Source organism: Mobiluncus curtisii ATCC 43063 (assembly GCF_000196535.1).
In the GTDB taxonomy this organism is placed as follows: domain Bacteria; phylum Actinomycetota; class Actinomycetes; order Actinomycetales; family Actinomycetaceae; genus Mobiluncus; species Mobiluncus curtisii.
The window spans coordinates 197,246-223,403 of the sequence record NC_014246.1 but is presented as its reverse complement, the minus strand read 5'-3'; the positions used below and the strand labels follow the sequence as shown (position 1 = coordinate 223,403).

General features: G+C 56.7%; 20 protein-coding genes. 13 read left to right on the top strand and 7 right to left on the bottom strand.

Annotated elements, in window-relative coordinates; all coding sequences use genetic code 11:
• The first annotated feature begins 128 nt into the window (after positions 1 to 128).
• Positions 129 to 824, top strand: coding sequence for a hypothetical protein (locus HMPREF0573_RS00930; RefSeq protein ID WP_236589552.1), 696 nt, complete (start codon positions 129 to 131; stop codon positions 822 to 824).
• Here the strand turns inward: HMPREF0573_RS00930 and HMPREF0573_RS00925 are convergent.
• Positions 811 to 2,820 (bottom strand): M13 family metallopeptidase, encoded by a 2,010-nt coding sequence (locus HMPREF0573_RS00925; RefSeq protein WP_013188639.1) that lies wholly within the window; start codon positions 2,818 to 2,820, stop codon positions 811 to 813. The genes HMPREF0573_RS00930 and HMPREF0573_RS00925 overlap by 14 nt on opposite strands.
• Positions 2,821 to 2,928: 108 nt before the next feature.
• Entirely contained in the window at positions 2,929 to 3,429 is a 501-nt protein-coding gene (locus HMPREF0573_RS00920) for a GNAT family N-acetyltransferase (RefSeq protein WP_004008190.1), read from the bottom strand.
• A 177-nt stretch (positions 3,430 to 3,606) separates the two neighbouring features.
• On the opposite strand from HMPREF0573_RS00920, the gene HMPREF0573_RS00915 reads away from it, so the two are divergent.
• The 10 genes from HMPREF0573_RS00915 (at position 3,607) to HMPREF0573_RS00870 (ending at position 18,740) form a co-directional block, all read left to right on the top strand.
• On the top strand, positions 3,607 to 5,256 hold the full coding sequence (locus tag HMPREF0573_RS00915) for a bifunctional folylpolyglutamate synthase/dihydrofolate synthase (RefSeq protein ID WP_013188638.1): 1,650 nt from the start codon (positions 3,607 to 3,609) through the stop codon (positions 5,254 to 5,256).
• 76 nt (positions 5,257 to 5,332) lie between these two features.
• Positions 5,333 to 5,962 (top strand): dihydroxyacetone kinase subunit DhaL, encoded by a 630-nt coding sequence (dhaL, locus tag HMPREF0573_RS00910; protein ID WP_004008188.1) that lies wholly within the window; start codon positions 5,333 to 5,335, stop codon positions 5,960 to 5,962.
• Between the two features lie 106 nt (positions 5,963 to 6,068).
• Positions 6,069 to 6,527: a nucleoside-diphosphate kinase gene (ndk, locus tag HMPREF0573_RS00905; RefSeq protein WP_004008187.1), complete on the top strand. Its 459-nt coding sequence runs from the start codon at positions 6,069 to 6,071 to the stop codon at positions 6,525 to 6,527.
• Between the two features lie 98 nt (positions 6,528 to 6,625).
• Entirely contained in the window at positions 6,626 to 10,231 is a 3,606-nt protein-coding gene (gene smc / locus HMPREF0573_RS00900; protein WP_013188637.1) for a chromosome segregation protein SMC, read from the top strand.
• Between the two features lie 93 nt (positions 10,232 to 10,324).
• Complete coding sequence (gene ftsY, locus HMPREF0573_RS00895) at positions 10,325 to 12,115, top strand: signal recognition particle-docking protein FtsY (RefSeq protein WP_013188636.1); 1,791 nt, start codon at positions 10,325 to 10,327, stop codon at positions 12,113 to 12,115.
• Between the two features lie 135 nt (positions 12,116 to 12,250).
• On the top strand, positions 12,251 to 13,924 hold the full coding sequence (gene ffh, locus HMPREF0573_RS00890) for a signal recognition particle protein (RefSeq protein WP_004008184.1): 1,674 nt from the start codon (positions 12,251 to 12,253) through the stop codon (positions 13,922 to 13,924).
• Positions 13,924 to 15,126: an amidohydrolase family protein gene (locus HMPREF0573_RS00885; RefSeq protein ID WP_013188635.1), complete on the top strand. Its 1,203-nt coding sequence runs from the start codon at positions 13,924 to 13,926 to the stop codon at positions 15,124 to 15,126. Before ffh ends, HMPREF0573_RS00885 begins: the two co-directional genes overlap by 1 nt.
• Positions 15,119 to 16,147: an Fpg/Nei family DNA glycosylase gene (locus HMPREF0573_RS00880; RefSeq protein WP_013188634.1), complete on the top strand. Its 1,029-nt coding sequence runs from the start codon at positions 15,119 to 15,121 to the stop codon at positions 16,145 to 16,147. The genes HMPREF0573_RS00885 and HMPREF0573_RS00880 overlap by 8 nt, the downstream gene beginning before the upstream one ends.
• Before the next feature lie 117 nt (positions 16,148 to 16,264).
• The gene (gene ispG / locus HMPREF0573_RS00875; protein WP_370446342.1) at positions 16,265 to 17,425 is read left to right on the top strand and encodes a flavodoxin-dependent (E)-4-hydroxy-3-methylbut-2-enyl-diphosphate synthase; all 1,161 of its coding nucleotides are present in this window, start codon (positions 16,265 to 16,267) and stop codon (positions 17,423 to 17,425) included.
• A gap of 205 nt (positions 17,426 to 17,630) precedes the next feature.
• A complete protein-coding gene (locus HMPREF0573_RS00870) occupies positions 17,631 to 18,740 on the top strand; it encodes a Dyp-type peroxidase (protein WP_004008180.1) in 1,110 nt (369 codons plus the stop codon).
• Between the two features lie 12 nt (positions 18,741 to 18,752).
• Here HMPREF0573_RS00870 and HMPREF0573_RS00865 read toward each other — a convergent pair whose 3' ends face one another.
• A complete protein-coding gene (locus HMPREF0573_RS00865; protein WP_236585917.1) occupies positions 18,753 to 19,307 on the bottom strand; it encodes a hypothetical protein in 555 nt (184 codons plus the stop codon).
• A gap of 262 nt (positions 19,308 to 19,569) precedes the next feature.
• On the opposite strand from HMPREF0573_RS00865, the gene glyA reads away from it, so the two are divergent.
• A complete protein-coding gene (gene glyA, locus HMPREF0573_RS00860; RefSeq protein WP_004008178.1) occupies positions 19,570 to 20,865 on the top strand; it encodes a serine hydroxymethyltransferase in 1,296 nt (431 codons plus the stop codon).
• Complete coding sequence (locus tag HMPREF0573_RS00855) at positions 20,862 to 21,767, top strand: bifunctional methylenetetrahydrofolate dehydrogenase/methenyltetrahydrofolate cyclohydrolase (protein WP_013188633.1); 906 nt, start codon at positions 20,862 to 20,864, stop codon at positions 21,765 to 21,767. Before glyA ends, HMPREF0573_RS00855 begins: the two co-directional genes overlap by 4 nt.
• A 69-nt stretch (positions 21,768 to 21,836) precedes the next feature.
• Here the strand turns inward: HMPREF0573_RS00855 and HMPREF0573_RS00850 are convergent, their stop codons facing one another.
• The 4 genes from HMPREF0573_RS00850 to HMPREF0573_RS00835 all read right to left on the bottom strand — a co-directional run bounded on the left by HMPREF0573_RS00850 (position 21,837) and on the right by HMPREF0573_RS00835 (position 26,136).
• On the bottom strand, positions 21,837 to 23,285 hold the full coding sequence (locus tag HMPREF0573_RS00850; protein ID WP_236589554.1) for a peptidase: 1,449 nt from the start codon (positions 23,283 to 23,285) through the stop codon (positions 21,837 to 21,839).
• Positions 23,286 to 23,445: 160 nt separating this feature from the next.
• A complete protein-coding gene (locus HMPREF0573_RS00845; protein WP_004009902.1) occupies positions 23,446 to 24,330 on the bottom strand; it encodes an exodeoxyribonuclease III in 885 nt (294 codons plus the stop codon).
• 3 nt (positions 24,331 to 24,333) lie between these two features.
• On the bottom strand, positions 24,334 to 25,503 hold the full coding sequence (locus HMPREF0573_RS00840; protein WP_236589556.1) for a YihY/virulence factor BrkB family protein: 1,170 nt from the start codon (positions 25,501 to 25,503) through the stop codon (positions 24,334 to 24,336).
• A gap of 15 nt (positions 25,504 to 25,518) precedes the next feature.
• Positions 25,519 to 26,136: a 2'-5' RNA ligase family protein gene (locus HMPREF0573_RS00835; protein WP_013188630.1), complete on the bottom strand. Its 618-nt coding sequence runs from the start codon at positions 26,134 to 26,136 to the stop codon at positions 25,519 to 25,521.
• Between the last annotated feature and the right edge of the window lie 22 nt (positions 26,137 to 26,158).

Genomic DNA, 26,158 nt, shown 5'->3' with positions numbered 1-26,158 from the left:
TTGAGTTTGCAATCGGTATATATTCTTCCACGTCTGAGCCCTTTTTGATGAAGTTTCAGCGTACAGATTACAGTTAAACTAGACTTAGGTTGTGGTCCGGGCGCGAACAGCAAGGGGAGGTATTTGCGTTGAGACGGAAAACCGCGGGCGATTTTGACTTCCAGATTTCAGCCTCGAAACTCCGCGGGGGGCGGCGTGTCCTCGTGGGAATTCTCTTAAGCGCAGTGGCTTTGACCGGATTGAGTGCCTGCGCAAAGAAAGACTCTGAGACCTCTACCCAATGGAACTCCACCATTGTGACCACGCCGGCCCCAAAGGGCTGGATTAACGGTAAGGACGGGGCTTTTCGGGTGCAGATTCCGTCATCCTACCTGGATGCTTACGATGCAATTAGCGGTTCCAAGCTGCCCGACGCACAGGTGGTGCTGTCGCTCGCTTCTGACAAAGCCCTCAACGGCTACGTTCCCGTCATGGTCATTGATCACGCCAAAGCGAATTCCGACCCTGATGAAGTGCAAAAGAACTTGAAACAGAATCCCATCTACAAGGATTACAAGAAGTTTACGGTACTGAACCCGACCCAAGTAGAGGGACTGAACGTCCTGGAAATGAAGTGGAGCTACGTCTATCAAGAGGTCGAAATGACCGCGTTTATGACCTTGGTCTCCGGGAATAATCATGCTTACGCCTTGAAACAAGACGTCCCTGATTACGCGCTGGAGACCTATCAGCCGATTATTGATTCCGTGCTGAAAACCTGGACTTGGAACGACCCGGTGAAAGGCACCAAGCCGAAACCAAGCCCCGCACCTACCAAATCCTGACTCTTTGATTCGGCTCCAGCCACAGGGCGTCTCCGGGCTTGGTCTGGAAAGTATCCGCGAATAGGTCGAGGTTCGCGACCACACCGTTGCAACGGAACTCTGCCGGGGAGTGGGGATCAACAGAAATGAGTTGTTTGGCCATTTCCGGGCGGACCTTTGTCTGCCAGGACAGTGCCCAGGATAGGAAGAAACGTTCGGCAGCGCTGAGCCCCTCGATAACCGGAGCATCTGCCGGGTCGGCAATGCCCTGCTGCTTGAGCTCTAACAGGTAGGCTTTCCAAGCGATGTCGAGTCCACCCAGGTCGCCAATGTTTTCCCCGATAGTCAGCGCGCCGTTGACATGGAATTCTGCAGGCAGCCCCTGGGGGACGAAAGCGTTGTATTGGTCGATTAGCGCATGGGTGCGTTTCTCAAACTCGGCTAGGTCCTGGTCAGTCCACCAATTTTCGACTTTGCCGGTGCCGTCGAACTTCGCACCCTGGTCATCAAAACCATGCCCGATTTCATGTCCGATAACTGCCCCGATAGAACCGTAGTTCACCGCTGCATCCGCATCCTTGTCAAAGAACGGGGGCTGCAGGATAGCGGCGGGGAACACGATTTCGTTTTCGGTCGGATTGTAGTAAGCGTTGACGGTTTGCGGAGTCATGTGCCAAATCGTGTGATCGACTGGACCACCCAGCTTGTCAATCCAAAAATTCGTCCCAAATACGCTGGCATTGTGAACCTTATCCATTAGCGTTCCGTCGCCGAGCTGGAGTTTCTCATAATTCCGCCACTTGTCGGGGTAGCCGATTTTGGGGGTAAACTGACGCATTTTCTGTAGCGCCTTGTCTCGCGTCTCCGGTCCCATCCAATCCAAAACCGCAATGGAATCCTGATAAGCCTGAATGAGGTTATCTACCAGGTGGCTCATAGCAGACTTAGCTTCGGCAGGGAAGTGGCGCTGCACATAAAGTTTGCCTAAAGCTTCGCCCATGACGGAGGACGCCAGGGAAACTCCGCGCTTCCAGCGTTCCCGCAGCTGCTCCTTGCCTGCCAGCTTTTGCCCGTAAAATTCAAAGTCCGCATTCACGATTTCGCTGGAGAGCAGGGAGGTATGCCCGTTCAAAGCGTGCCACAGCATCCACCATTTCAGCGTCTCAAAGTCGGTAGAATCCCAGAGTTGATCCATGTTTTCGAGGAAATCCGGTTCGCTCACGTTGACTTCCGTAAACATTTTATCAGGTAATCCCGAAGCCTTTCGCCAGGCTCCCAGGTCAAAACGCGGCAGTTTGGCAGCCAGTTCGTCCCAGGTCATTGGGTTGTTCGTAGCGTCCGTGTCGCGAGTTTTCACGTTATCCCAATGTAGTTTCGCAATCTCCGTCTCAAAGTTGACGATTCTAGCAGCCGCGTCCGCAGCTGCGGACTGTGAAGCATATCCGGCCAGGGTGAACATGCGAGCAATGTGCTGGCGATACTGATTCAACAGGCTGGCGTGTTTTTCTTCCAAGTAGTAGGCGCGTTCGGGCAAACCCAAACCGTCTTGCCCGAAATAGTTGACGTAACGTTCGGGATCGTTCACATCAATGTCGATGCCGGTATCAAAGAATCCCTCGTAGGTGCCTTCCGCAAAAGTCTGTGCCCACAAGTCACGCAGTTCCGCTTTCGTGGTGGCGTGGTCTAGGGGAGCCTGTAATTGTTGCAAGCTCGCGGTGCTGTCTGCTTCCACCGTGGCTTCATCCATGAAAGAGCCATAAAGGGAGGCAACTTTGGCAGCAAGACCGCTCAGTTCCCCAGTGATACGACCCGCGACACAATCTTCAATGATGGTACGGACCTGCTTTTCCGCTTCTTCAGCCAAGAGGTGAAATGAACCGTAACTCGCCTTGTCAGCAGGAATCTCGGTGCGCGCCAGCCATTTACCGTTTACGTAACGGTAAAGGTCGTCTTGGGGGCGGATGGTTTCATCAAAATCAGCGGGGTCAAGCATCCCCAACAGTGGGTTCTTTGTCATGGGTTCAACCCTACCGTGCCACACCAAAATTTTCCGAGCGACCCCGGCAACGTCACCGACAAAACTTGTGACTTTGCGACCGTATCGGTGACGACATCCCCGCAGAACTCAACGTGTTGAGAACCCTAGAGCGTCATACAGCTGCATCGCTTCGGGAGCGGCGGATATGTCCAATTGTAGCGTCAGAGCTTCAAGCCCCAACGCGTCCACAGCTCGGGAAGCATTAATCACCAGCCCCGAACCAATGCCCTGACGACGATACTCAGGATCTACAAACAAATCAGCAATATAGGGTTGGTCGCTGTTTCCGTCGGCGGTACACCACTCATCAGGAGCCTGGTGCAAGACGATAACCACGCCGACCAGTTTGTCCTCGTGCCAGGCCCCGAGGGTGGCTTCAGTCAACAGCGGACCGTAGGCGCCATCCCAAAACAAATTCAGCTGGCTGGCAGCACTCGACCCGGCATCCCGATAGGCAACCGCGTGCAGTTGCGACATCTGCACCACGTCATCGCGGGTTATCGGACGATAGGCAATCTTAATTTCTGACTTTGGCTCTGTTGCCGTCAACTCATCGGTCGACGGGGCTTCTAAGGACAGCTTGGACATATCCCAATTGTTTCATGTTTCGTACCTGCTGGGTAGTCTTTGCCGGCTGCTGAATAAAAATCATTCTGTCGGTCTGGGGGAACAACAGGTCGCGTCACTACCGAATTCAGATAAAACAGGTGATTGGGTCAGATACTCTCATCGGCGCGAGTTTGCCAAGGTCGGTAACATGGTGGAGTGGAAAACAAGCATGAAGAAGCGCACCAGCACCACCATCACCACGCCCATGAGCATCACTCCCCGGCGGTTACCCCCGAGGATTTGTCAGTTGACCCAGATTTGATTCCCTACCTGTTCGCGGCTCGAACCCCCGCCGAGCCGGAGGACCATAACAACCCGACCGGGGAACCTTGTGACCCAGAAAACGGTGACACACCCCGGAAAGGTCCCCTCGACCGCTTTGGCACTCCGTTGAGCCCCGAACAGCGCGAGCTTGTGGATGAAATGCACGACAGGCAACGTCCGGAGGCAACGCTGGGGCCCTCCACTATGGACGACCCGAAAGCTCGTGCTATCTACGAAACGTTGTTGACACGCCGTGCCGAACACCAGATTGAGCCCAGCTTGGAGCCGGTGCGGGGAGTGCTAGATTACCTGGGCAATCCCCAAGAATTGTTCCATTCCGTCCACATCACCGGCACGAATGGTAAAACTTCCATCGCTCGGATGATTGAGGCCTTGCTGGCAGAACTGGGATATCGGACCGGTCGGTTTACCTCTCCACACCTGGTCGACGTGTGCGAACGTATTTCAATCGACCAAGCCCCCCTGACCACCGAACAGTTCGTCCAGGCTTATGAAGACATCGAGGCGCAGCTGGCGCTGTGGGAGCACGCGCACCCCGGACGGCGGCTGTCCTTCTTTGAAGTCATGACTGTCATGGCGTATGCCCTGTTTGCAGACGTGCCGATAGATGTGGCAGTGGTTGAGGTCGGTATGGGCGGACGCTGGGACGCTACGAACGTCATTGATGCAGATACAGCTGTCATCGGACCAATCAGCTTGGAGCACGAACAGTGGCTCGGTAAGGGACTGACCAATATTGCGCGGGAAAAAGCGGGCATCATGCGACCACAGCGGGTGGCAGTGGTGGCAAAACAACCCGACGAGGCTCTCGCGGTGATTCGTGACACTGCCGCTGCCGAGGATGTAGTGCTGCGCTATGAAGGGGAAGATTTTGAAGTGCTGCGCCGGGTCCCGGCAGTCGGGGGACAAGTCCTCGACATTCGCACTCCGGCGGCAGTCTACCAAGATATTTACCTGCCCCTGTATGGGGAATTTCAGGCGGAAAACGCGGCGCTGGCACTCACGGCAGTAGAGGCACAACTGGGCGGTATGCCGTTGCACGGGGAATCTGTGGAGCGGGCTTTGGGGACGGTCAAGTCTCCCGGACGCCTGGAAGTGCTGCATTCCACCCCCATGATTGTGGCTGACGCGGGGCATAATCCGGGTGCGGCTCAAGCCTTGCGTCGGGCAATCGAAGATGATTTCCGTTTTGAACACACGGTGGGGATTTATTCCGCCATGGCGGACAAAGACATTGAAACTGTGTTGGGAATTATGGAACCGACCATCGCGGAGTTAATCGTGACCCAGATGCCTGGTGAGCGCGCCGCTAAAGTGGAGGATTTGCAGACCCTGGCGGCGGACGTGTTTGGAGACGAGCGGGTCTACGCTATCGGCTCCCTGCCCGAAGCGATTGCGAAAGCCGGAGAAATCGACGATTTACAAGGTGGCGTTCCCGGCTCCACCGGAGTGGTGATTTTCGGTTCTGTCGTGCTTGCCGGAATGGCACAAGACGTGTTGCGGAAAGACAAACTAAACTAATCACGATTGGTTCCCATCGACTGAATCTCGGTCGGAGCCAGTTGCGGAAATTTCAGGCAGTCGGGAAGGAGCAGCTGTGAGTTTGGACAAGCAGTGGGTGCTGCGCTGGATGGATGGCTGCGCTCGAGTGCTGGAACAAAACCGCGAAATGCTGGGGGATTTAGATGACGTCATTGGAGATGGAGATCACGGAGAGAACATTTCACGCGGGTTTTCTGCCGTTGACCAGCGCTTATCTGGAATCGTGGTAGAGAGCCCGAAGCAGGCATTACGGGTGACGGCAAATACTTTGTTGGCAGCTGTGGGGGGAGCTTCGGGATCTTTGTACGGCACGGCATTCTTGCGGGCGGCGCGTTCGGTGAGCACGGAGAGCCTAGATTCTCAGGCTGTGGCGATGCTGCTGGTAAAGGCGGCGGAGGGGATTGCGGAACGCGGTGGAGCCCAGCCGGGGGACAAAACCATGCTGGACGCGTGGTACCCGGCTGCTACGAACGCTGCTGCCGCGGTGGCGAAAGGCGCGACCCTGGAGGAAGTCTTGCGCGTCGCTGCGGACGCAGCCGCGAAGGGTGCCGAAGATACGGTGTCGATGAGCGCTGCAAAAGGGCGGGCGTCACTGTTGGGGGAACGTTCCATCGGTCACAAGGATCCCGGTGCCACCTCTAGTGCGCTCATTTTGGCAGAGGCGGCAAAAGCCGCCGCGCATTGAGCACTTTTCGGAAAAACCCTGATGAAATCCGGTAGGATGCACAGGTACTTACACAACTTGATGTTTCGCTCGACGTAGAACGAAACTTTTGACGAAAGGAAAGTCAATGGCTGACTGCCACATCCCTTATGATCCGAAGGAAGAACACACTCTGGTCATTATTAAGCCTGATGGCTACCGGCGCGGACTCATCGGCGAGGTGATTAGCCGGATTGAACGTCGCGGATTTAAGATTGTGGGCTTGCAAACCAAGACGGCGACCAGGGAAGAGCTTGAAGAACACTATTTTGAGCACAAAGATAAGCACTTCTTTGAAAGCTTGGTCAGCTACATGACGAGCGGTCCCATTGTGCTCATGGTTATCGAAGGCTCTCGAGTGATTCAGGCTTTCCGTAACATGATGGGAGATACCAACCCAGCAGTGGCGCTGCCCGGGACTATTCGTGGGGATTTGGCTCGGGATTGGGGCCCGGACGCGCAGATTCAAAACATTGTTCACGGTTCGGACTCGGTACAGAGCGCCGATCGTGAAATCGCGTTGTGGTTCCCCTACATGATTGACTAAAGGTCGTTATCGTGGCGCTCCCCCCGAAGGATCTCTCCGTTGGACAAGGTCGGAAGGACTGTTTTTTAGGGTTCGGGGGGTTGCGCTAGGGTAAGTGTGTGTATTTAAAATCCCTGACCCTGAAAGGCTTTAAGTCTTTCGCGAACACGGTTCACATGAGCCTTGAACCGGGGGTGACCTGTGTCGTTGGTCCCAACGGTTCGGGGAAATCGAACGTGGTCGATGCGTTGGCTTGGGTGATGGGCGAGCAAGGTGCCAAGAATCTGCGTGGCTCGCAGATGTCGGATGTCATTTTCGCGGGCACCAAAACAAAGGCTCCGCTGGGGCGTGCGGAAGTCCAGTTGACCATTGATAACTCCGATGGTGCGCTGCCTATCGAGTACTCGGAAGTGACGATTTCGCGCACTATGTTTCGCGCGGGTGGCTCCGAGTACGCCATCAACGGAACCTCCGTACGCCTCTTAGATATTCAAGAGCTGCTTTCCGATACCGGAATGGGCCGGGAGATGCACGTCATCGTCGGACAAGGTCAGCTTGATCGGATTCTGAGTGCCTCCGAATTGGAACGGCGCGCTTTCATCGAAGAAGCTGCCGGGGTGCTGAAGCACCGGCAGCGTAAAGACCGGGCGTTGAAAAAGCTGGAAAACTTGGCGGTTAACCTCTCACGTGTTCAGGACCTCACTAATGAAGTTGCGAAACGGCTGGGTCCCTTGGGAAAACAGGCCGAGGCTGCCCGTAAAGCCGCTCGGGTCCAAGCCGAACTCGCCGACGCGACTGCCCGCTTGATTGCGGATGCGGTGGCACAAAACAAAGAAAAAGCCGGCTCCCAAACCGCCTCCAAAGAACAGATTTCAGCACAGCTCGCCGATTTGGAAACCCGTCTGCAAGAACTGAACACGAAACTGACCGGGACGAAATCCAGCTTTGACGAGGTTAGCCCTCAGCTGGAGAAGCTCACCCAGACTTGGGCTGAACTGAGCACTTTAGCGGAGCGTTTGGAATCTTTGGCAAATCAGGCTCGGGAACGTGCCAACGCCCTCAAAGAAACCGCAGAACTGACCCGGACTGCCGACACTACCGAACTGGAAAAACGACTCGAAAAGACGCATGCGGAAATCAGCGAAAAGCAGGCTGCGGTAGCGAAAGCTGAGGAAGCGCTGACCCAGACCCAAACCGCGGAAGTACAAGCCAAAGAGCGTGAATTTGCGGTGCGTTCCCAGATTGAAAAGCTCCAGCGTGCCCAAGCGGACCGGCGGGAAACTCTGGAACGGCTGCGGGGGGCAGTAGCCACCGCTGCTTCGTTGGCAGAAGACGCGGTGACTAACCTCAACCGGATGGAAGAAGCCCTCCAAGCCGCTACGCAACGAGAATCAGCCTGTGCGGAGGAATTGAGTAAGGTCGAGGCGGAGCTTCCTCCCGGAGTAGCAGACGGAACCTTGGCGGCGCGAGAGGAAGAGCTTGCTACAGCCGTGGCGACAATTCAAGAGAAAGTCGCCCAGTTGGCACAAGAACTCGGCGACGCCAGGGAAGAAGCCGCGATTTGGGAAGCGAAACGCGAGGTCTTGGCAAAAACCCTGCAGCCCCAAGATGCTGCCGGGGCAGTGGCGAAAGCGGAGCTAAGCGGCATTAATGCGGCACTTTTGGAAACTATCCTGGTCGAATCCGGATGGGAAGACGCCATTGGGGCAGTGTTTGGGCAGTGGTCCAAGGCGTTGCTGACCGCGGGGGTGGAATCAGCTGCCGACGCGCTGCGATTTGTACGTCAGCAGTCCGCAGGTCAGGTTCACCTGCTGGTCGCGGACGCTGCGGGGACTCTCGCGGGGGCCCAGAAACCGGAGAGCCTGGAAAAAGCGGAACTTCCCGCCGGGGCGCGTTGGGCGAGGGAACTGGTTCATGCTCGCAAAGGACAGTCTTTGCCCCCGGTGGTGGCGACATTATTGGCTGGAGTGGCAGCGTGCCAAGATTTGTCAGAAGCTCGCGATTTGGTTTTGACCGGGGGAGTTACTGCGGCAGTGACTCAGGTAGGGGATTTTCTCTCGGCAACCCGGATTGTAGGAGGTGGGGATCCTGAGGCGGGAATTTTACGGCGTGCTACAGAATACGATGAGGCGGTGTCTCAGTCTGAGGCAGCGGCCGCGGCGGCAGATCAAGCCGACAGTGAGTTGGCTCAGGCAAAGACTGAGCTAGTTGCAGCTCAGGAAAAATACGACGCGGCAGCCGCACAGTTGAAAGCCCAAGATGCGGCGGCGGCCGCGGCGGCTGCGGCGGTGGCCGCCGCGAAGGCGAAACGCGGGGCGGCCCAGGCGGAAGTTGAACGAGCCGGGAAACATTTGGAACAGGCTCGTGCGGAAACGGAGAAGCGCCAGGAGTCTCTCAAACAGGCACAGGAAACTTTGGATGCCAGTCTGAAAGTCCAGGACGAAACCGGGGACGAGGAACCGGACTTTTCCGCCGAGCTACAAGCCGCTATCGAAGCTGTGTCCGCAGCTCAAACCGCTAAATCAGATGCTCATATCGCCGCGCATGTGGCTCGTCAAGAACTGGAATCCTTGGAATCGCGTGCGGCCTCGCTGCAACGTAACATTGCGGCAGAAAAAGCCGCCGCCCAAGCGGCAGCCAGCCGGGCGCTGGTGCGGGAACGACGCCGGAAACGGTCTGTCTACGTGATGGAACAGGCTGAATCTGCTCAGCAGCTAGCTCACGCCGCGGCTGCTCGCGCTCAAGCCCAGCGTCAAGCCAGTACCGCCAGCCGGGAACAGTTGCAAACTGAGATGGAGACGCTGCGCGCTGCCGTGGATGACCTGAGTCGGCAACGTACTGATCTCAAAGATGCTTCGATGCGCGATGAAGTTGCTTTGGCTGAGGTCAATTCCAAGTTGGCACGGCTGCTGGAACAAGCCCAGCAGGAATGCGGTTTGGACGAAACCACGCTGTTGGCGCAGTACGGTCCGCACAACCTGGTGCCCGTATTCGATGAGGCTGGTGAAACTATCGAACACGTGCCTTTTGTCCGGGAGGAACAGGTAGAGCGCAAAGCTCATGCGCAAACGGAACTGAAACGGATTGGGAAAGTGAACCCCCTGGCTTTGCAGGAACATGAAGCCTTGGTGGCGCGCCACAAATTCTTGGCTGACCAGCTGGCTGACCTGAAAAAGTCTCGTGACGACCTGATGAACGTGGTGGCAGAAGTGGATCGCCAAGTTGAAGAAGTATTCGGTAAAGCGTTCGCAGACGTCTGCGCCGCTTTCAAAGATATTTTCCAGGTCCTGTTCCCCGGTGGGGAAGGCAAGCTGACTTTGAGTAATCCGAAAGACCTGTTGAATACCGGTATCGAAATTGAAGCGCGTCCGGCAGGAAAGAACGTGAAACGGATGTCCCTGCTCTCCGGTGGGGAACGTTCCCTGGCGGCACTGGCTTTTCTGTTCGCGATTTTCCAAGCCCGACCCTCACCGTTCTATGTCCTCGACGAGGTCGAGGCGGCTTTGGATGACGTTAACCTGTCTCGGCTGCTGGGGGTTTTCGAAATTTTGCGTGAAAACTCGCAATTAATCATCATTACTCACCACAAACGTACCATGGAGATTGCAGATGCACTGTATGGGGTAACGATGAAAGAAGGCACCACGGCGGTGATTTCACAACGTCTGGTGAAAAGCCCTAGCGAAGGGGAGGGACCAATACTGCAAAGCACCGGCGTAAATTAGGCAAACCTGGGGAACTTAGAGATAAGATGGGGGACACCATATGTTCAAGCGGCTAAGAGACGTTTCTGCGCGGTGCTACGAGAGACGTTTTGGATGGAATCAATGAATATCCTGAGTACGACACTAAATAATTCGCAGGGTCTGGAAGGCTACACCGATCCGCTCATTTTTATGATTCCGTTGGCTATCGCCTTCATAGTTATTGTTATCGTTGCCAGCGCCTCTCAGATTGACTCGAAGCAGCGCAAGATTCGCAGCGAGGATCGTCTGTTGGACACCTTAGAGCGGATTCGTGAGGACAGCAGTGAGGACGGAGAAAGCACTGCCGAGGCTCCGCCACTCCGGCTGCGGCAAGGTGAAAAAGAACTCAGAAACATTATTGAAAAAACTATCCATGCTACCGGTTCCGACGAAGATGAACACTCTGACGAGGACACTGAGGTCCCCGAAGTGTCTCCGGATGCTCTCCAGCTCGCGTCTGACGATTTGGATGACGAAGACGACTTGGCAGAGACAGAAGATTGGGGTGAAGAGGACGAAAGCTTCGACGAAGAAGAAGCTGTGGTCAAGCCCGACGGGGTCTATTGTGACCCGGATGGGCTGTGCTTTCGACCTCTTCCTGGTCAGAGCGTAGAAGAAGCCCGCGCCGCGGCACGAGCAGCGATGGAAGCGGCAGCTGCAGCACTAACGGCGGATACAGCCGAAGACGCCGGCGCCGCCGAAACGGAGACAGCGGCAGAATCGGCAGAAGCAGTTTCCGTGGAACCTGAAAGCTCTGAGGTTCCAGAGGAACCCGTCACTCCAGAGGCGACTGATAGCTCCGAAACTGTAGAGACTCCAGAGGAAACCACAGAACCCGAGTCAGCCGCGCAGGCTGAGCCGTCAGCTGCGGACAATTCCGAGCCGCGGGAACCGGAAACCGAACCTGAAGTTGAGGAAATTGAAAAGCCGGAATCTAAGACTTCCCGGCTGCACCGTCTCAAGGAACGTCTCGCCGGCAAGGGCAAATTCGGGCGTGCCATTCTCAACGTACTGTCCAACGCGGATTTGGAAGAATCTGATTGGGAAGCAATCGAGGACGAATTGCTGGCTGCCGATTTGGGTGTCGAACCGACTGTGGAACTCATCGGCAAACTAAAAGTGAAACAAAAAGTAGCGGGCGAAAAGGATGCCACGCAGGTGCGGCGTATGGCGAAGCGGATGCTCACCGATATGCTCGACCGGAAAGCCGAACGTCGTCTCAACCTGGAAGTTCCCGAGGACTCTCCCACCCAGACTGCCGGAATCCTGTTGGTTGGCGTCAACGGGGGCGGGAAGACCACCACGGTGGGTAAGCTGGCGCGACTACTGGTTGCTGAACGCAAGACCGTAGTGTTGGGCGCAGCCGATACCTTCCGCGCCGCAGCCGGGGAACAATTGCAGACTTGGGGCGACCGCGTCGGCGTGCCCGTGGTACGTGCTGAAAAGGATCAGGCCGACCCTGCTTCAGTAGCTTTCGATGCGGCGAAAGCCGCGCGCGAAGCCGGTAGCGATGTCGTAGTGATTGATACCGCCGGACGCCTCCAAAACAAAGTCGGTTTGATGGACGAGCTGGGTAAAATCAAGCGCGTGGCTGAAAAACAGGTTCCCATTACCGAGGTCTTGCTGGTTATCGACGCTACCACCGGACAGAATGCTTTGAGTCAGGCAAAGATTTTTACCGAAGCGGTGGGCGTGACCGGTATCGTCTTGACCAAGCTGGATGGTTCTGCCAAAGGCGGGGTCATTGTGCCCCTGCAACGGGAACTGGGCATCCCAGTGAAGCTCGTTGGTTTGGGCGAAGGACCTGACGATTTAGCGCCCTTTGTGCCCGGCGATTTTGCCGACGCCCTGCTGGACGCCTAATTTTTCCTGGTGACAGTCGGAACCTGTAGCGGGTTTCCGGCGTTTGCTGCCAACTTCTCGCTTTGCCCTGCCGCGCGGCACGCCCTGTCCTCCCCACTTTTGCCCGAAAACTTTGCGTCATTATAAAATCGACGTGTGTTTAATAACCTGCAAGACCGCCTGACAGAATCGTTTAAGAACCTTCGCAAGAAGGGCAAGCTGAAGGACTCCGACGTTGATGCCACCGTCAGTGACATCCGTCGCGCCTTGATTGAGGCTGATGTGGCCTTGGAGGTCGTCAAGGATTTCACCGCCACCGTAAAGGAAAAGGCCTATGGAGCGGCGCGTTCTGAGGCTTTGAACCCAGCCCAACAGATTGTGAAAATCGTCAATGATGAGTTGATTAACATTCTGGGCGGTGAGGACCGGGAACTGCATTTCTCTAAGCCCGGCAAAGGTCCGACCGTGTTTATGCTGGCGGGTCTGCAGGGCGCCGGCAAAACCACCCTGGCAGGCAAACTCGGCAAGTGGCTGGCGAAAGAAAACCGGAAAGTCCTGCTGGTAGCAGCTGACTTGCAGCGTCCCAACGCGGTCAACCAGCTGCAAATTGTGGGTGAACAGGCCGGCGTCACCGTTTTCGCTCCCGAACCCGGTAACGGGGTGGGCGACCCGGTCGATGTGGCGCGACGCGCTCTGGCGTTGGCCTCCGGTTCAGGATATGACGTGATGATTGTCGATACCGCCGGTCGATTGGGCGTAGACGAAGAACTCATGGCGCAAGCCCGGTCCATACGGGACGAGGTGCAGCCCGACGAGGTACTGTTCGTCCTGGACGCGATGATTGGTCAGGATGCAGTGCGAACTGCACGAGCTTTCCAAGAGGGCGTGGATTTCACCGGGGTGGTCCTGACCAAGCTGGATGGCGATGCTCGCGGCGGTGCGGCGCTATCGGTTCGCGGGGTGACCGGGGTTCCGGTGCTGTTTGCCTCCACGGGGGAGGGCTTGGATGACTTTGAGCGGTTCCATGCTGACCGGATGGCTTCGCGAATTTTGGATATGGGTGACCTGCTGAGCCTCATTGAAAAGGCTCAAGAAACATTCGATATGGAGCAGGCCGAAAAACTGGCTGGCAAGATTCAGCAGGGTCAGTTGACTTTGGAAGATTTCCTCAACCAATTGCAACAGATTCGCAAACTCGGTTCGATGAAGAAGCTACTGGGAATGATGCCGGGGGCAGGCAAAATCCGGGAACAGCTGGACCAATTTGACGAGCGGGAAGTCGACCGGATTGAAGCTATCGTCCGCTCAATGACACCCGCGGAACGCCAGGACGTAAAGATTCTCAACGGATCGCGTCGCGCTCGGATTGCCGCCGGTTCCGGCACTACGGTCGCGGATGTAAACGGTTTAGTCGACCGATTCCAGATGGCGCAAAAGATGATGAGTGGCGGCATTCCCGGTATGGGCGGCGGTGCTGACGGAATGGGAATGATGCCCGGATTCGGTCGGATGCCCGGGATGGGGAAGCATTCAAAAGCGAAACAGGCAGCAAAGTCTGGCAAGAAAACCAAGGCCCAGCGCAAGGCAAAATCCGGCAATCCCGCGAAGGCAGCCCGTCAGGCTCGGGAAGCCCTGGAAGGTATTTCCGCCAGTTCCAGGGGCGGGACCCCCGCAATGCCCAACCTGCCGGGCGCGCTGCCGGCCGGTCTGGGCGGTCTTAACGGCACAGGTGGTTTTGGCGGAGGGACGCAGAAGTCCGCGCCGTCCACGCCCGCTCTGACCCCTGACGATTTGCCTGACGACATCAAACGGATGCTGGGCGGTCTGTGATGACTCCGCCGGGGGCGACAAACTCGGAAAACCTGCACTTTACTGGGGATTTTCTGTGGTCGGAAACCCCCAGCATGGAAGGGGAATACACCGGTCAGGCGACAACAGTATCTTGTGAATCTCGGTGGATACACGGCGAACTGTATATTCACGACGGTATCGTGAGCCGAACGGTAAAACCGGGGTTGACCTACCGAAAGGTCAGCGGCTACGCGATTCCCGGACTGGTCGACGTGCATTGCCATGTTGGGGTGACTCACGCGGGTAGCGTGTCCGTCGAAACCCAGCGAGAACAGGCTGAACTGGCGTTGCGTAGAGGCACGCTGCTGATTCGTGATTGCGGGGTGCCCGCCGATACCCGCTGGATTGACCAGGTGGCTGAGCTGCCGAAGATTATCCGCTGCGGTCAACACCTGGCACGACCGAAACGCTATATGCGCTACTACGGGCTGGAGCTGGAAAGCGAAGCCGATTTGCCCGCGGCGGTAGCCCAACAAGCCAAGCGTGGCGACGGCTGGGTGAAAATCGTGGGAGATTGGATTGACCGTTCTGATGGGGCAGACTCGGATTTGCAGCCACTGTGGTCGACCGCGGTGCTGCGAGATGCGGTGGCGGCCGCGCACCAGAACGGGGCACGAGTGACCGTACACACTTTCGCTCACCGTACGATAGAGGGTCTGTTAGATGCCGGTGTGGACTGTATCGAACATGGCACCGGCATGGATTCGGACGAAATCCTCGAAGCGCAACGCCGCGGTATCCGCGTGACTCCGACCATGCTGCAAATCGCGCGGTTTGCTGATTTCGCCGCCCAGGCGGGGACGAAATATCCGGTGTATGCCGCTACCATGACCGCTCTGGATCAGTCTCGAGTGGCGCATCAAGCCGCGTTGTATGCGGCAGGGATTCAACTGCTGCCGGGTACCGATGCCGGTGGCTATCAGCGTCATGATGCCCTGCCTCAAGAGCTGCGGCAGTGGTTGGAACTGGGGATTTCGGCACCCGAAATTATTGATTTGGCTACCTGGAAGGCGCGGGATTTCCTGGGTGCTCCCTCTCTGTGGGAGGGCGCGCCCGCTGACCTGGTGTGGTATGACTCTGACCCGCGCGCTGACCTCAGCATTTTAGAGCGCCCCGCTGGAGTGGTCTTGCGTGGTGTTCTCGTTGCTGGCGAGATTACGAAAGCTGCGTGCCGTGCCTGAAGGTCATGCTATTCACCGTCTGGCCGCCCAGTTTGCCCAAGTCATGAGCGGTGAGGTCGTGGCGGCGTCCTCTCCACAGGGACGTTTCACCGCGGGGGCTGCAGTGTTGAACGGGCAGCGTTTGACTGACGTACAGGCCTATGGGAAACACCTGTTCCTCGGTTTTGCTCCGCGCCAGGTCGATACTGCCCAGACCACTCCTGACTCTAAATCGCCTCCGACGTGGCTGCATATTCACTTAGGAATCTACGGATCCTGGCGCTTTTACGGGGACTCCGAGTTTACCTCCCGGCATGTCGGCACCGCCCTGAACCTCCCTGAGAGTACACAGCAAACCGCGGAAATCGTAGAGATTCCGGTGCATACTCACCATGATGACTCCGCTTTTGCGCCCCACGAACATTTTGCGGATCGCTGGTTTTGGACTCCCGCGCCTTTCACCGCGCCCCCACCCTATGGGACGGTGCGTCTGCGCCTGGTCACCGCTCACGGGGCAGCGGATCTCTCGGGACCAAATACCTGCGAACTGCTGGACGTGGAGGGCGTCGCTGCGGTGTTTGCCCGGCTGGGACCCGATCCACTGCGTCCCGACTGCGACTTTAGTGAGTTCGTGAAACGCTGCGCCACCCGTCAGAAGGGTATTGGCGAGGCTCTCATGGACCAATCCGTTATCGCTGGGGTGGGCAATATTTATCGCGCCGAAGTGCTGTACGCGGCACGTCTGAACCCGTTTACACCGGCTCGTGAGGTGACGTCGCGCAAACTGCGCCGAATCTGGGATTGGTTGAAAGAATACCTGCCTCTCGGAGTCGAATCGGGACGAATTACCACCGCGAGCCCCGACGATTACGCTGTTTTCGTGGAACGCGAGCTGGCAGCGGGACGTGAACCCCAGGCTATTGACTCCCGATACTACGTCTACCAGCGCCAAGACCGACCCTGCTTGCGCTGTTCCGCCACTGTTAAGCTGCGGATTGCGGGGGGACGAAAACTCTATTGGTGCCCGCGCTGCCAGCGCTGAGGAACGACGCGAAACTACAATCCGGGCGGGCTGATACCCGAAAACTGACCCCCGGTGACGCTGCCACGGTGGCACCGCTTGGTGCGAGTGTCCCGCAAAGGTGGAATAATCGAGGACGTGAGTGAAGTAAACCTGGGGATGCCCACCAAGTCTTTGTCCGCCGCGGAACCTTTGGCACCTCGCCACAAGACTCGTAAAATTCAGGTTGGCAGTGTCGCCGTGGGGGGAGACGCTCCGGTGAGCGTCCAGTCCATGACCACCACCCTGACTTCTGACGTAGCAGCGACCCTGCAACAGATTGCTGAGCTGACCGCCGCGGGCTGCGACATCATCCGGGTAGCGTGTCCTTCCGCGGACGATGCCGCGGCGTTGCCGGAAATTTGTAAGCGTTCCACCATTCCGGTGGTGGCAGACATTCACTTTCAGCCCAAGTACGTGTTCCAAGCTATCGAAGCTGGCTGCGGGGCGGTGCGCGTGAACCCCGGTAACATCCGGTCTTTTGACGACCAGGTGCGCGAAATCGCCCGTGCTGCCACTGACCACGGCACCGCGCTGCGGATTGGAGTCAATGCGGGGTCTCTGGACAAGCGGCTGTACGAAAAATTCGGGGGAGCCACCGCGGAAGCGTTGGCCGAGTCAGCCATGTGGGAGGCGTCGCTGTTCGAGGACGTAGATTTCCATGACTTTGCCATCTCGGTGAAACACCACAACCCGGTGACGATGATTCGGGCATATCGCCTGTTGGCTCAACATGGTGACTGGCCGTTGCATTTGGGGGTGACGGAGGCTGGTCCGACTTTCCAAGGCACTATCAAATCCGCTACCGCTTTCGGGGCGCTGCTGTCCGAAGGGATTGGTGACACGATTCGAGTTTCGCTGTCGGCGCCGCCGGTGGAGGAAGTTAAGGTTGGCTTAGAGATTTTGCGCTCGATGGGCTTGCGGAAACGTAACTTTGAGATTGTGTCCTGCCCCTCCTGTGGGCGTTCCCAAGTCGATGTTTGCACGTTGGCTAATGAGGTCACCGCCGGTCTGAAGGACATCACTTATCCCCTGCGTGTCGCGGTGATGGGCTGTATCGTTAACGGTCCGGGTGAAGCGCGGGAAGCTGACTTGGGGGTGGCGTCCGGCAACGGCAAAGGTCAGATTTTTATCAAAGGCAAGGTCATTAAAACTGTGCCAGAAGCTGAGATAGTGCCGACTCTGATAGCCGAAGCAAATCGTTTAGGTCAGGAACTGGGCTTGGAAACGGGCGAACCTCAGGTGAGCGTGGCAGGTTGAAGCCTCACTTCACGGTATCTGGATCCTGGCGGATTGCCCGGTGTCTTGCCTTGCCTAAAGCGGTCGACGGGTCGCGCACAGAGATGGTCTAGCTTCGTGAGGGGGCACAAGGGCGGGTTGCGGGTTTCCCGGTTTGGCTCAATCGTGAGGTGGCAACAGGCTAGGATGAGAGTTATTGCTTAGTTTTACCGAGGAGTTATGGAAAATGTCTGAAACCGCGTTGCAAAAAGCTACTATTCCTTTCGACGGTCGGGTGCAGTCCGGGGTGGAACAACCCCCGCAGGCTCATCTTGAAATGCTGGGGATGAACCTCGAGCCCAGCCTGGACCAGGCGGCGTTCATTGAGATGCTCAAGGACCTGACCGCTACGGCTCGCGAGCTGACCCAGGGCAACCCGATTCCGAACTTCTTGGCTCCGGAAATGGTCGCGGTCACCGCCAACCTGACCATCACCTGCGGTTTTGGAGAGAGGATTTTTGACTTCCTGGGCAAACCAGAACTGAAACCCGAAGGCTTGCATGACATTCCCGCTTTCAAACTAGACCAGCTGCAGGAACGCTGGGGGCAGACCGATTTGGTGTTCCAGATTTGCTGCGACGATCCCGGTACCCTGTTCGCAGCAGGTCGCCTGCTCCTGGTCAAGTGCCAAGGGAAAGCCACGTTGCAGTGGATGCAAAAGGGATTTACCTACGCTTACGGTTCTGCCCCGCGCGGCACCACTCCGCGGAATCCATTCGGTCAGGTTGATGGCACGGTGAACCCGTCCACCGCGGAGGATTTCTCCGAACAGGTGTGGTTGGACGGCACTGGAGAACAAGCCTACCTGGACGGTTCCACCATCATGGTGCTGCGTCGGATTCAAAACTTTCTCAATCCGTGGGAATTGCTGGATCGCCCCGCCAGAGAGCGAGTCATCGGACGCAAACTTTCCGATGGTGGTCCGTTGAGCGGCGGCGGTGAGTTCGATGAAGAGGACATGGATGCGGTGGATGAGTCAGGAAACTTCGTGATTAATCGGCGCTCCCACCTGGCGCTGTCCCGTGAACATGAAGATGACGGCTCCGATAAACTCCGTCGCCGGGCTTTTGCCTACGATGATGCGCCCGAGCCCGGACAATCTGACCTGACCAACACTGGTCTGGTGTGGATTTCTTTCCAACGTAACCCGGATCGTCAGTTCACAGCCATTCAAAAGCGCCTGGACATGCACGATTTGTTGAACAAGTTTATTTCGCATATCGGTTCGGCAGTTTATTGGATTGTGCCGGGAACCAGCACGGAAACCTATTGGGGGCAGGCTTTGTTGGAAAAATAGGTCGCCGCGGTCTTAGGAACTGGCGTCCGTACCCAGGGGCAGATTTTCGGTCCCGGTGGCGATGGATTGGCGAATGGCGCGGAGCAGACCACGCTGAGAGGCTTCGAGCTCTTGCGCGAGACCGTGCAGGCGGCGCAACGTTTCCGCGTTGCTGGCATCAGTAAACGTTTCCGGAGTGGGGTTTTTCCCCAAGGATTCCAGGAAAGCCATCTCTCCAGCCCATTCTCGCCGTGCGTCGCGCCACCGTTGCAGAGGGGCGACCAAGTTCGGATCCTTTGGGATGTAGCGCACCGCTTCGATGACTTGGTTATCCCGCACGACGACCCGGTCTGCGGCTGAAAGCGTTTCTTCGTAAATTAGTTTGATTTCATCTTGATGAGGGGCTGCGACTGAAATGACGGGGTCACCGTGAAAATGGCGAATTACCCACACGACGCCCAAAGTTAGGACGATAGTGCCCACCACAATCAGGCAATAGACCAGGTTTTGCATGGCGGACCATTTGTCTGGGGGAATGACCTGAGCGGGCAGCAGCATTTCCCAAGCGGGCACTGGCAACGTACGCATGACTGGATTTTAACAAACTTTTGTCTGTGACAGTGCCGGCGAGACCGGTTTGCCCCGGAAACCCTGGTTTCCGCTTAAACCCTCGGAATAGCGTGGTGTGGGAGGAGATAAATTTTTTGATAACCTGTACAGGCAGCGACTGGCGATGCCTATCCAACCCCGGACTATTTTGCGGGGTTGGTAGACAGGAGGAATAACCCTCCGGGAAGCGCATTTACACAATCGTACGCCTGGGTTGTGCTCGCAAAACTATGGAGGAACTATGACCGAAGTCATGAACCAGCCTCTTTCTGAGGTTGACCCCGAAATCCAGGCCGTGCTGGATGCCGAACTTATTCGTCAGCGCGACACTCTGGAGATGATTGCATCGGAAAACTTTGTGCCCCGCGCGGTATTGCAATGCCAGGGCAGCGTCTTGACCAACAAATACGCTGAGGGTTATCCGGGCAAGCGCTATTACGGTGGCTGCGAAAACGTTGACGTAGCTGAAAACTTAGCTATCGAGCGAGCAAAAAAGCTGTTCGGCGCCGATTTTGCGAATGTGCAGCCGCACTCTGGTGCCCAAGCGAACGCGGCGGTGCTTTCCGCGCTGATTAAGCCCGGAGCCAAGATTATGGGTCTGAGCTTGGCACACGGCGGTCACCTCACTCACGGGATGAAGATTAACTTTAGTGGTCGGCTTTACCAGGTCGCAGCCTACGGAGTGGAACCGGACAGCAAGCGTATCGACATGGATCGGGTGCGTGAACTCGCGTTGGCAGAGCGTCCCGACGTGATTATTTCCGGCTGGTCCGCCTATCCGCGGCACCTGGATTTTGCGGCTTTCCGTGCCATCGCGGACGAGGTCGGGGCCTACTTGTGGACCGATATGGCACATTTTGCGGGTCTGGTCGCCGCTGGTCTGCACCCCTCCCCGGTTCCTTACGCGGACGTGGTCTCCACGACCATTCACAAGACCATTGGCGGGCCGCGTTCGGGTCTGATTCTGTCCCGTGATGGGGAAAAGTTCGGCAAGAAGATTAACAGTTCCGTTTTCCCCGGTCAGCAGGGTGGTCCCCTGATGCACGTGGTCGCGGCGAAGGCGGTGGCGCTGAAGATTGCCGGCACTCCTGAGTTTAAAGAACGGATGCAGCGCGTCATCCAAGGTGCGCAGATTTTGGCGGAACGCCTGATGGCGCCTGATTGTCAGGCGGCGGGCATCGACCTGTTGACCGGCGGCACCGACGTTCATTTGGTACTGGTGGACCTGGTTAACTCGAACCTGGACGGGCAGCAGGCTGAAAATCTGCTGCACGCAGCGGGCATTACCGTAAACCGCAACGCGGTGCCGTTCGATCCGCGTCCCCCGGCAGTCACTTCCGGTCTGCGTATCGGCACCCCGGCTTTGGCTACTCGCGGTTTTGGCGAGGTCGAGTTCCGCGAGGTCGCCGACATTATCGCCTCTGTGCTGGTGGATGGCGCTGAGAATGGTGTTCAGTCAGTGGATGCGTCCAAGTACCGGGCGCGGGTGTCGAAACTGACCGAAGCTTTCCCGCTCTATCCGGGATTGGTGCAATGAGGGCGCCTTGGGAGGGGCCAGCGCAGGTTCTGGATGGCAAAGCCACCGCTGCCGCTATCAAAGCCGAGTTGCAGACTCGTGTCGCCGCGGTGCGTGAGCGCGGTGTCATTCCCGGACTTGGCACCATCCTGGTCGGTGAGGATCCCGGTTCTGTAACCTATGTTGCAGGCAAACACCGGGACTGCGCGGAGGTCGGCATCGAGTCCATTCGGATTGATTTACCTGCCACTGCCAGCCCAGACGAAGTCATGGCGGCGGTGGAGCGGTTGAATCAAGATCCAGCGTGTACGGGATACATTGTGCAGTTGCCGCTGCCTCAAGGCATGGACACGAACCAGATTTTGGAAGCAATCGACCCGGAAAAAGATGCTGATGGGCTGCACCCCATGAACCTGGGACGCTTGGTATTGCGGGTGTCAGAGCCGATTACTTCGCCTTTGCCCTGCACGCCTCGGGCAGTCATCGAGCTGGGACGTCGTTTCGGTTTGGATTTCAACGGTAAAGACGTGTGCGTAGTGGGTCGTGGCACTACGGTGGGTCGTTCCATCGGACTGCTGCTGGGGCGAAAAGACGTTAACGCGACTGTCACTTCGTGCCATACCGGGACTCAAGATTTGGCGACAAAGTGCCGCCAGGCGGACGTCATCGTGGCAGCATCCGGAGTCGCGGGCATTATCACCGCGGACATGGTTAAACCCGGCGCAGCCGTGTTTGATGTGGGGGTATCGCGGGTTCTCGACCCGGATACCGGCAAATCCCGGCTGTATGGTGACGTGGCTGACGGGGTGGATCGGGTGGCGGCCTGGTTGACTCCAAATCCCGGAGGGGTTGGACCCATGACCCGGGCGCTACTGCTGGTCAACGTGGTCGAAGCGGCGGAACGCGCAGCCGGACTGGCGTAGTTATTCCCATAATTTAAACAGTGTTCCCGGTCGGTTTCCGACCGGGAACACTGTTTATGAGGTCAGCTGCTAGCGACGTGCCCGGCGCCGAGACACGACCATCAGGGCTCCGCCAGCGAGGAACACAATCATGGCTCCGCCGGCCAGCGTGCCGGCAGACGAACCGGTAGTCGCCAAAGCCTTATGGGGACTCTGCACTGCCGGGGGTTGGGGCGCAGCCGGAGTAAATACTCCCGCGACCGGAGGCTGCGGCTCAGTCGGGGTAGCGACAACTCCCGCGACCGGAGGCTGCGGCTCAGTCGGGGTAGCGACAACCCCTGCGACCGGAGGCTCAGGCTCATTGGGAGGGACTACAGCCCCTCCCGGAATGGGATCTGGGTCAACACTCGGCGTATCCGGAGTGACCGGTGAATTTGGATTCACGGGGTTTGGCGGAGCGGGCTTCGGCTTGATGTCCATAGTTAAGGAAATACCCTGACTCTGGGGGCGAGTGGAATCGGTGCCGTTCCCGATGAGATTGCCCTCTTCCTGGCCTTGCAGGGTATACCAAGACCTAGACAGTCCTCCCATGAAACCACCAAAATACCTCGCTTTTTCACGTCGATTTGTGCTGCTAAATCCGCCGATGGACAGGTATCCTGTAGTGCGGAACTCCAACGTAGCCTGGTTTTCGGAGGCAACGTGGTCCTTAACCTTGACTCCAGAGATAACCAAGCCCAGCGGTTTATTTGCGTAGACCTTGAAGCCGTCCTTCAGACGCGAGTAGGCGCCTTTTTTACTATCTCCTGTTTTATAAAACTCATTCAAAGCCAAAGTAATAGCCAGCCGTTTTTCGGAACGTAACACGCTGACAATCCGGTACAACGGTTTGTCTCCGCCTTGAGGCTCCAGTTTGTAAGACTGCGGGTCGCTGGGCATTTCCAGGTATTCCGGAACCAAAATAATCGTCTGAAAGTTGGAATCGGCTTCACCGTATGTCAGATTCTCGACTTTAACTCGCTTAACTTTTTCCTGCCAGTCTTCCAGTGCTTGCAGTCCCACGGTGACATCCAGATTGCTTTTAATATCCAGGGTATCCCCGGAGTCTACCTTTAGAGTGTCATCGTGCTGGGTCGTGTAGTCTTTGTCCACAGAGAGTTTCCCCAGGGCATCGCCATACATACTTTTAGATCCGAAGTCACCATACTCCAGCTGTGGAATTTCACTGTCCGCAACGTCTTTGACCGTGAAGGCAGGGTCGCTTGGCTCTGCCGGAGCGGGCGTTGCCGGAGTCTCTGTAGTTGGAGCGACGGGAGTAGCAGTGACGCTGGGTGTCGGGTCTGGAACCGAAGTGGGCGCCGCATCGGATTGTTGGGAAGAAATTTCATCCGTGGGGGGAATAGTTGTTTCGGTTGCAAAAGCAGCCGGGGCAATACCGACCATGCCCAGTCCCAGGGTCAAAGTAGCTGAGGAGCCAATCACTAAAGCGCGGTTACTGAAACGAGTTAATAACCGGGAATCACATTGAAAAATTTTCATCTTAAGCATCTCTTTCTAATTCATTCGCCGGGCAGCTCTTAAGGCATTTCCCAGGCGATTAACACCACCCACATACATTCCATCGTCAGTTATCCCGCGCGATTAGAAATTTTTCAGAAATGCAGAGAATATTCCTGAATGCAGGCTGGAGGCGTGGGAATTACGCCGGAAAGTCGTAAGTTACCGTGACGGGGGCATGATCCGTGAAGCGGGCATCATAAGCCGGGGCGCGATACACCGCAGCCGATTGGGCTTGCCCTGCCAGACCGGGGGTAGCCATGTGATAATCCAGACGCCAGCCCGCGTTATTGTCATAAGCCTTACCGCGCCACGACCACCAGGTATAGGGGCCATCCGTGTCTCCGACGAGGGCTCGTCCTACGTCTACGCAAGGCAGTCCCTTACTCCCGGACAGTGTGTCTGCCATCCATGCGTCTAAGAACGCGATCTCTTCATCCATGACCCCGGAGGTCTTATTGTGATTAGATTTCCAGTTTTTAATGTCCCGGGCAGTACGCACAATGTTGAAATCCCCGCAAATCAGGGCCTCCTGTGGAGTATCGGAGCCCACTCCCGCCATAGCTCGCGCGCTCAGCTGCTGCACCCGTTCGCCAACTCGATGCAGGTATGCAATCTTTTGTTTCTGCTTTTCCGTGCGTAACTCCCCGGAATGCAAATAGGCGCTTACCAGGGTAAATGTTGTTCCCTGAGGTCCGTGAATGGCAGCCTCCAACCAGCGTCCGGAATCCACATCCGGTTCCCCACCGACCTCCGCATACAAATCAGGGGGGAGACCCTCGGTAAGCTGACCAATCTCCCAGTCGGAATCACGCCGTGCCCCCAGCGCCACCCCGGCACGACCTTTCACCCGGCAGGACCACACGTGCACGTCCCAAGCCGGACCAAACAAGTCTTGTGTGTCTTGGGGAGTGGCGCGGACTTCTTGCAGGCACAACAAATCTGAATCGTCGTTTTCCAGCCAGTCCCCAAATCCTTTACGGAAAGCCGCCCGAACGCCATTGACATTAACTGTGGTTACTTTCATGGGTTACCTTCGATTCAGTTTCTGAGACATCATGCTCGGGGCAACTGGGCGTCCCGACAGGTGTTTCTCGGCAGCGGTAGCAAAATGATGAGGCTGGTCCTGGTGGCTCCAGATGACCTGCTGAGACAGACGCCAAGCGGCTTCTTCCTGGGCAAGTGACCAGATTCGACCGGAGAGTGGATCGTGAGGCCAAAACAGGCTTGTGGGGGCTGAAACGGTCACGAAATTTGGGCGCTCGGAAAATTGCGGAAAGTCCCTCTCCGGAGCGGGAGCTGCCGGCGGGTTCGCAATCCAGCACGACATATACAGGAACAAGCGGCACAAGACATTGACCCACAGAACAATCGTCAAAATTAGGGTAAACGGGGCATAGGCAGGGGGCACACTTCCCGCTAAGTAAACTCCTGACATCTGCAGAGCCGTGGACAAAAATCCTAACGTTCCCGTCCCTATCCACAAATCGCGGCGCGGGGCACGCACCAAAGCTAGGTAGCGCAGCGTGAAAGCCAGAATCAAGGTTGTCAGGGCGCCGGTCAGGAGGAAAGCTCCGGCATTGATCAGCCCGGAAGGAGCCGGCAGCGCCAACGGCAGCCGACGCTGCAGAGTCTGTACCACCACTACGGAACCTGAACCTAAAACTGATGCCAAAATTCCGCCGAGGAACAAAACCAGGAACATACACACATCCCGCAGGGTATTTTTCCACCCCGCGCCGGGACGTTGCGGCAGTCCGAAAACGGTTTGGATACTGACGCGCAGTGCCGCAACCACCCGAATTCCTGCCATGATAGACACAACCAAAACCACCAGAGTTCCCCAGGTGAAACTGGGAGATGCAATCGCGGCGGGGTCAATCAGACCCGGCTGTCCATCAACTTGAATCGCGCCGGGAATCCATTGATTTACATCCCGAAAAATCGTGTCGCGGGTCAGGGGAAAAGCAAAAATCATGACTTGCGCGGTCATGATAATCAGAGTCACTATCCCTGCCATCGAAAACAGTGCGGTATAGGAAATACCTCCTGCCAAAAGGTTCGCGGAGGCATTCTGATAGCGCAGATAAGCCCGCATGAATCGTGTGGTGTTGAGCCGCTTCATGACAGCTTTCATCCGTTTCACCACGCCCACCGGGGTAGTGGGCTCGGCTGCGGGGGTATCAAGCGGTTTCGTCACGGGATTTCAGCACTTTCAGGGATGTAACTGAGGATGGGCGAAAATTTCGGGCAGTTCTCCGGTGACGCTTTCAGGTACTCCTGAACCTAGTTGGAGGATAGCTAACTGTTCGACATGGTTGGGTTCGAGCAGGGAACAATCAATACCATCAACCATGAAAAAGCCGTGTGAACGTTTCGACAGGGCCGCTACACGATCCAAATCTTCATCGGTGACGTTAGTCCCCAAAGTAATGTGCGGATAGTAGGGAAAGCGTGATTCGGTATCTAAAGGTCCGAAACGAAGTCGTTTCGCCAGTTCCTTACAGGCCTCGTGCCCGCGTTGCACCTCGATATAAACCACTGGGGACACGGGTCGGAAATCTCCAATGTTGCCGAAACTAATGACAAAGGGCGAAAAGGCTCGGCAAATTTCAGCAGCTTGAGCCTGAATTTCTGGGACCTGTTCGCGATCCACCGCGCGCGGTTCCAGGATGGTGATATGCGGGGGAACACCATCAGTCTTTGTGACTTTCTGCAGCTCACCAGCATAGGGCTCGGGCACGGGAATAATCATGCCCAGATAAACCTGACCTTCTTTACGCGGAGGTAAATACACAGGGTAAAGCCTACTCTGTTCAACGGAAAAACTCATCTCCCTACCTCCGGTAGAATTT

Excerpts from the sequence above, each read along its gene's own strand:
- HMPREF0573_RS00925 (WP_013188639.1), bottom strand. The coding sequence starts at position 2,820 with ATGACAAAGAACCCACTGTTGGGGATGCTTGACCCCGCTGATTTTGAT.
- HMPREF0573_RS00920 (WP_004008190.1), bottom strand. The coding sequence starts at position 3,429 with ATGTCCAAGCTGTCCTTAGAAGCCCCGTCGACCGATGAGTTGACGGCA.
- ndk (WP_004008187.1), top strand. The coding sequence starts at position 6,069 with ATGGCTGACTGCCACATCCCTTATGATCCGAAGGAAGAACACACTCTG.
- ftsY (WP_013188636.1), top strand. The coding sequence starts at position 10,325 with ATGGAATCAATGAATATCCTGAGTACGACACTAAATAATTCGCAGGGT.
- HMPREF0573_RS00885 (WP_013188635.1), top strand. The coding sequence starts at position 13,924 with ATGACTCCGCCGGGGGCGACAAACTCGGAAAACCTGCACTTTACTGGG.
- HMPREF0573_RS00870 (WP_004008180.1), top strand. The coding sequence starts at position 17,631 with ATGTCTGAAACCGCGTTGCAAAAAGCTACTATTCCTTTCGACGGTCGG.
- HMPREF0573_RS00865 (WP_236585917.1), bottom strand. The coding sequence starts at position 19,307 with ATGCGTACGTTGCCAGTGCCCGCTTGGGAAATGCTGCTGCCCGCTCAG.
- glyA (WP_004008178.1), top strand. The coding sequence starts at position 19,570 with ATGACCGAAGTCATGAACCAGCCTCTTTCTGAGGTTGACCCCGAAATC.
- HMPREF0573_RS00855 (WP_013188633.1), top strand. The coding sequence starts at position 20,862 with ATGAGGGCGCCTTGGGAGGGGCCAGCGCAGGTTCTGGATGGCAAAGCC.
- HMPREF0573_RS00850 (WP_236589554.1), bottom strand. The coding sequence starts at position 23,285 with ATGAAAATTTTTCAATGTGATTCCCGGTTATTAACTCGTTTCAGTAAC.
- HMPREF0573_RS00845 (WP_004009902.1), bottom strand. The coding sequence starts at position 24,330 with ATGAAAGTAACCACAGTTAATGTCAATGGCGTTCGGGCGGCTTTCCGT.
- HMPREF0573_RS00835 (WP_013188630.1), bottom strand. The coding sequence starts at position 26,136 with ATGAGTTTTTCCGTTGAACAGAGTAGGCTTTACCCTGTGTATTTACCT.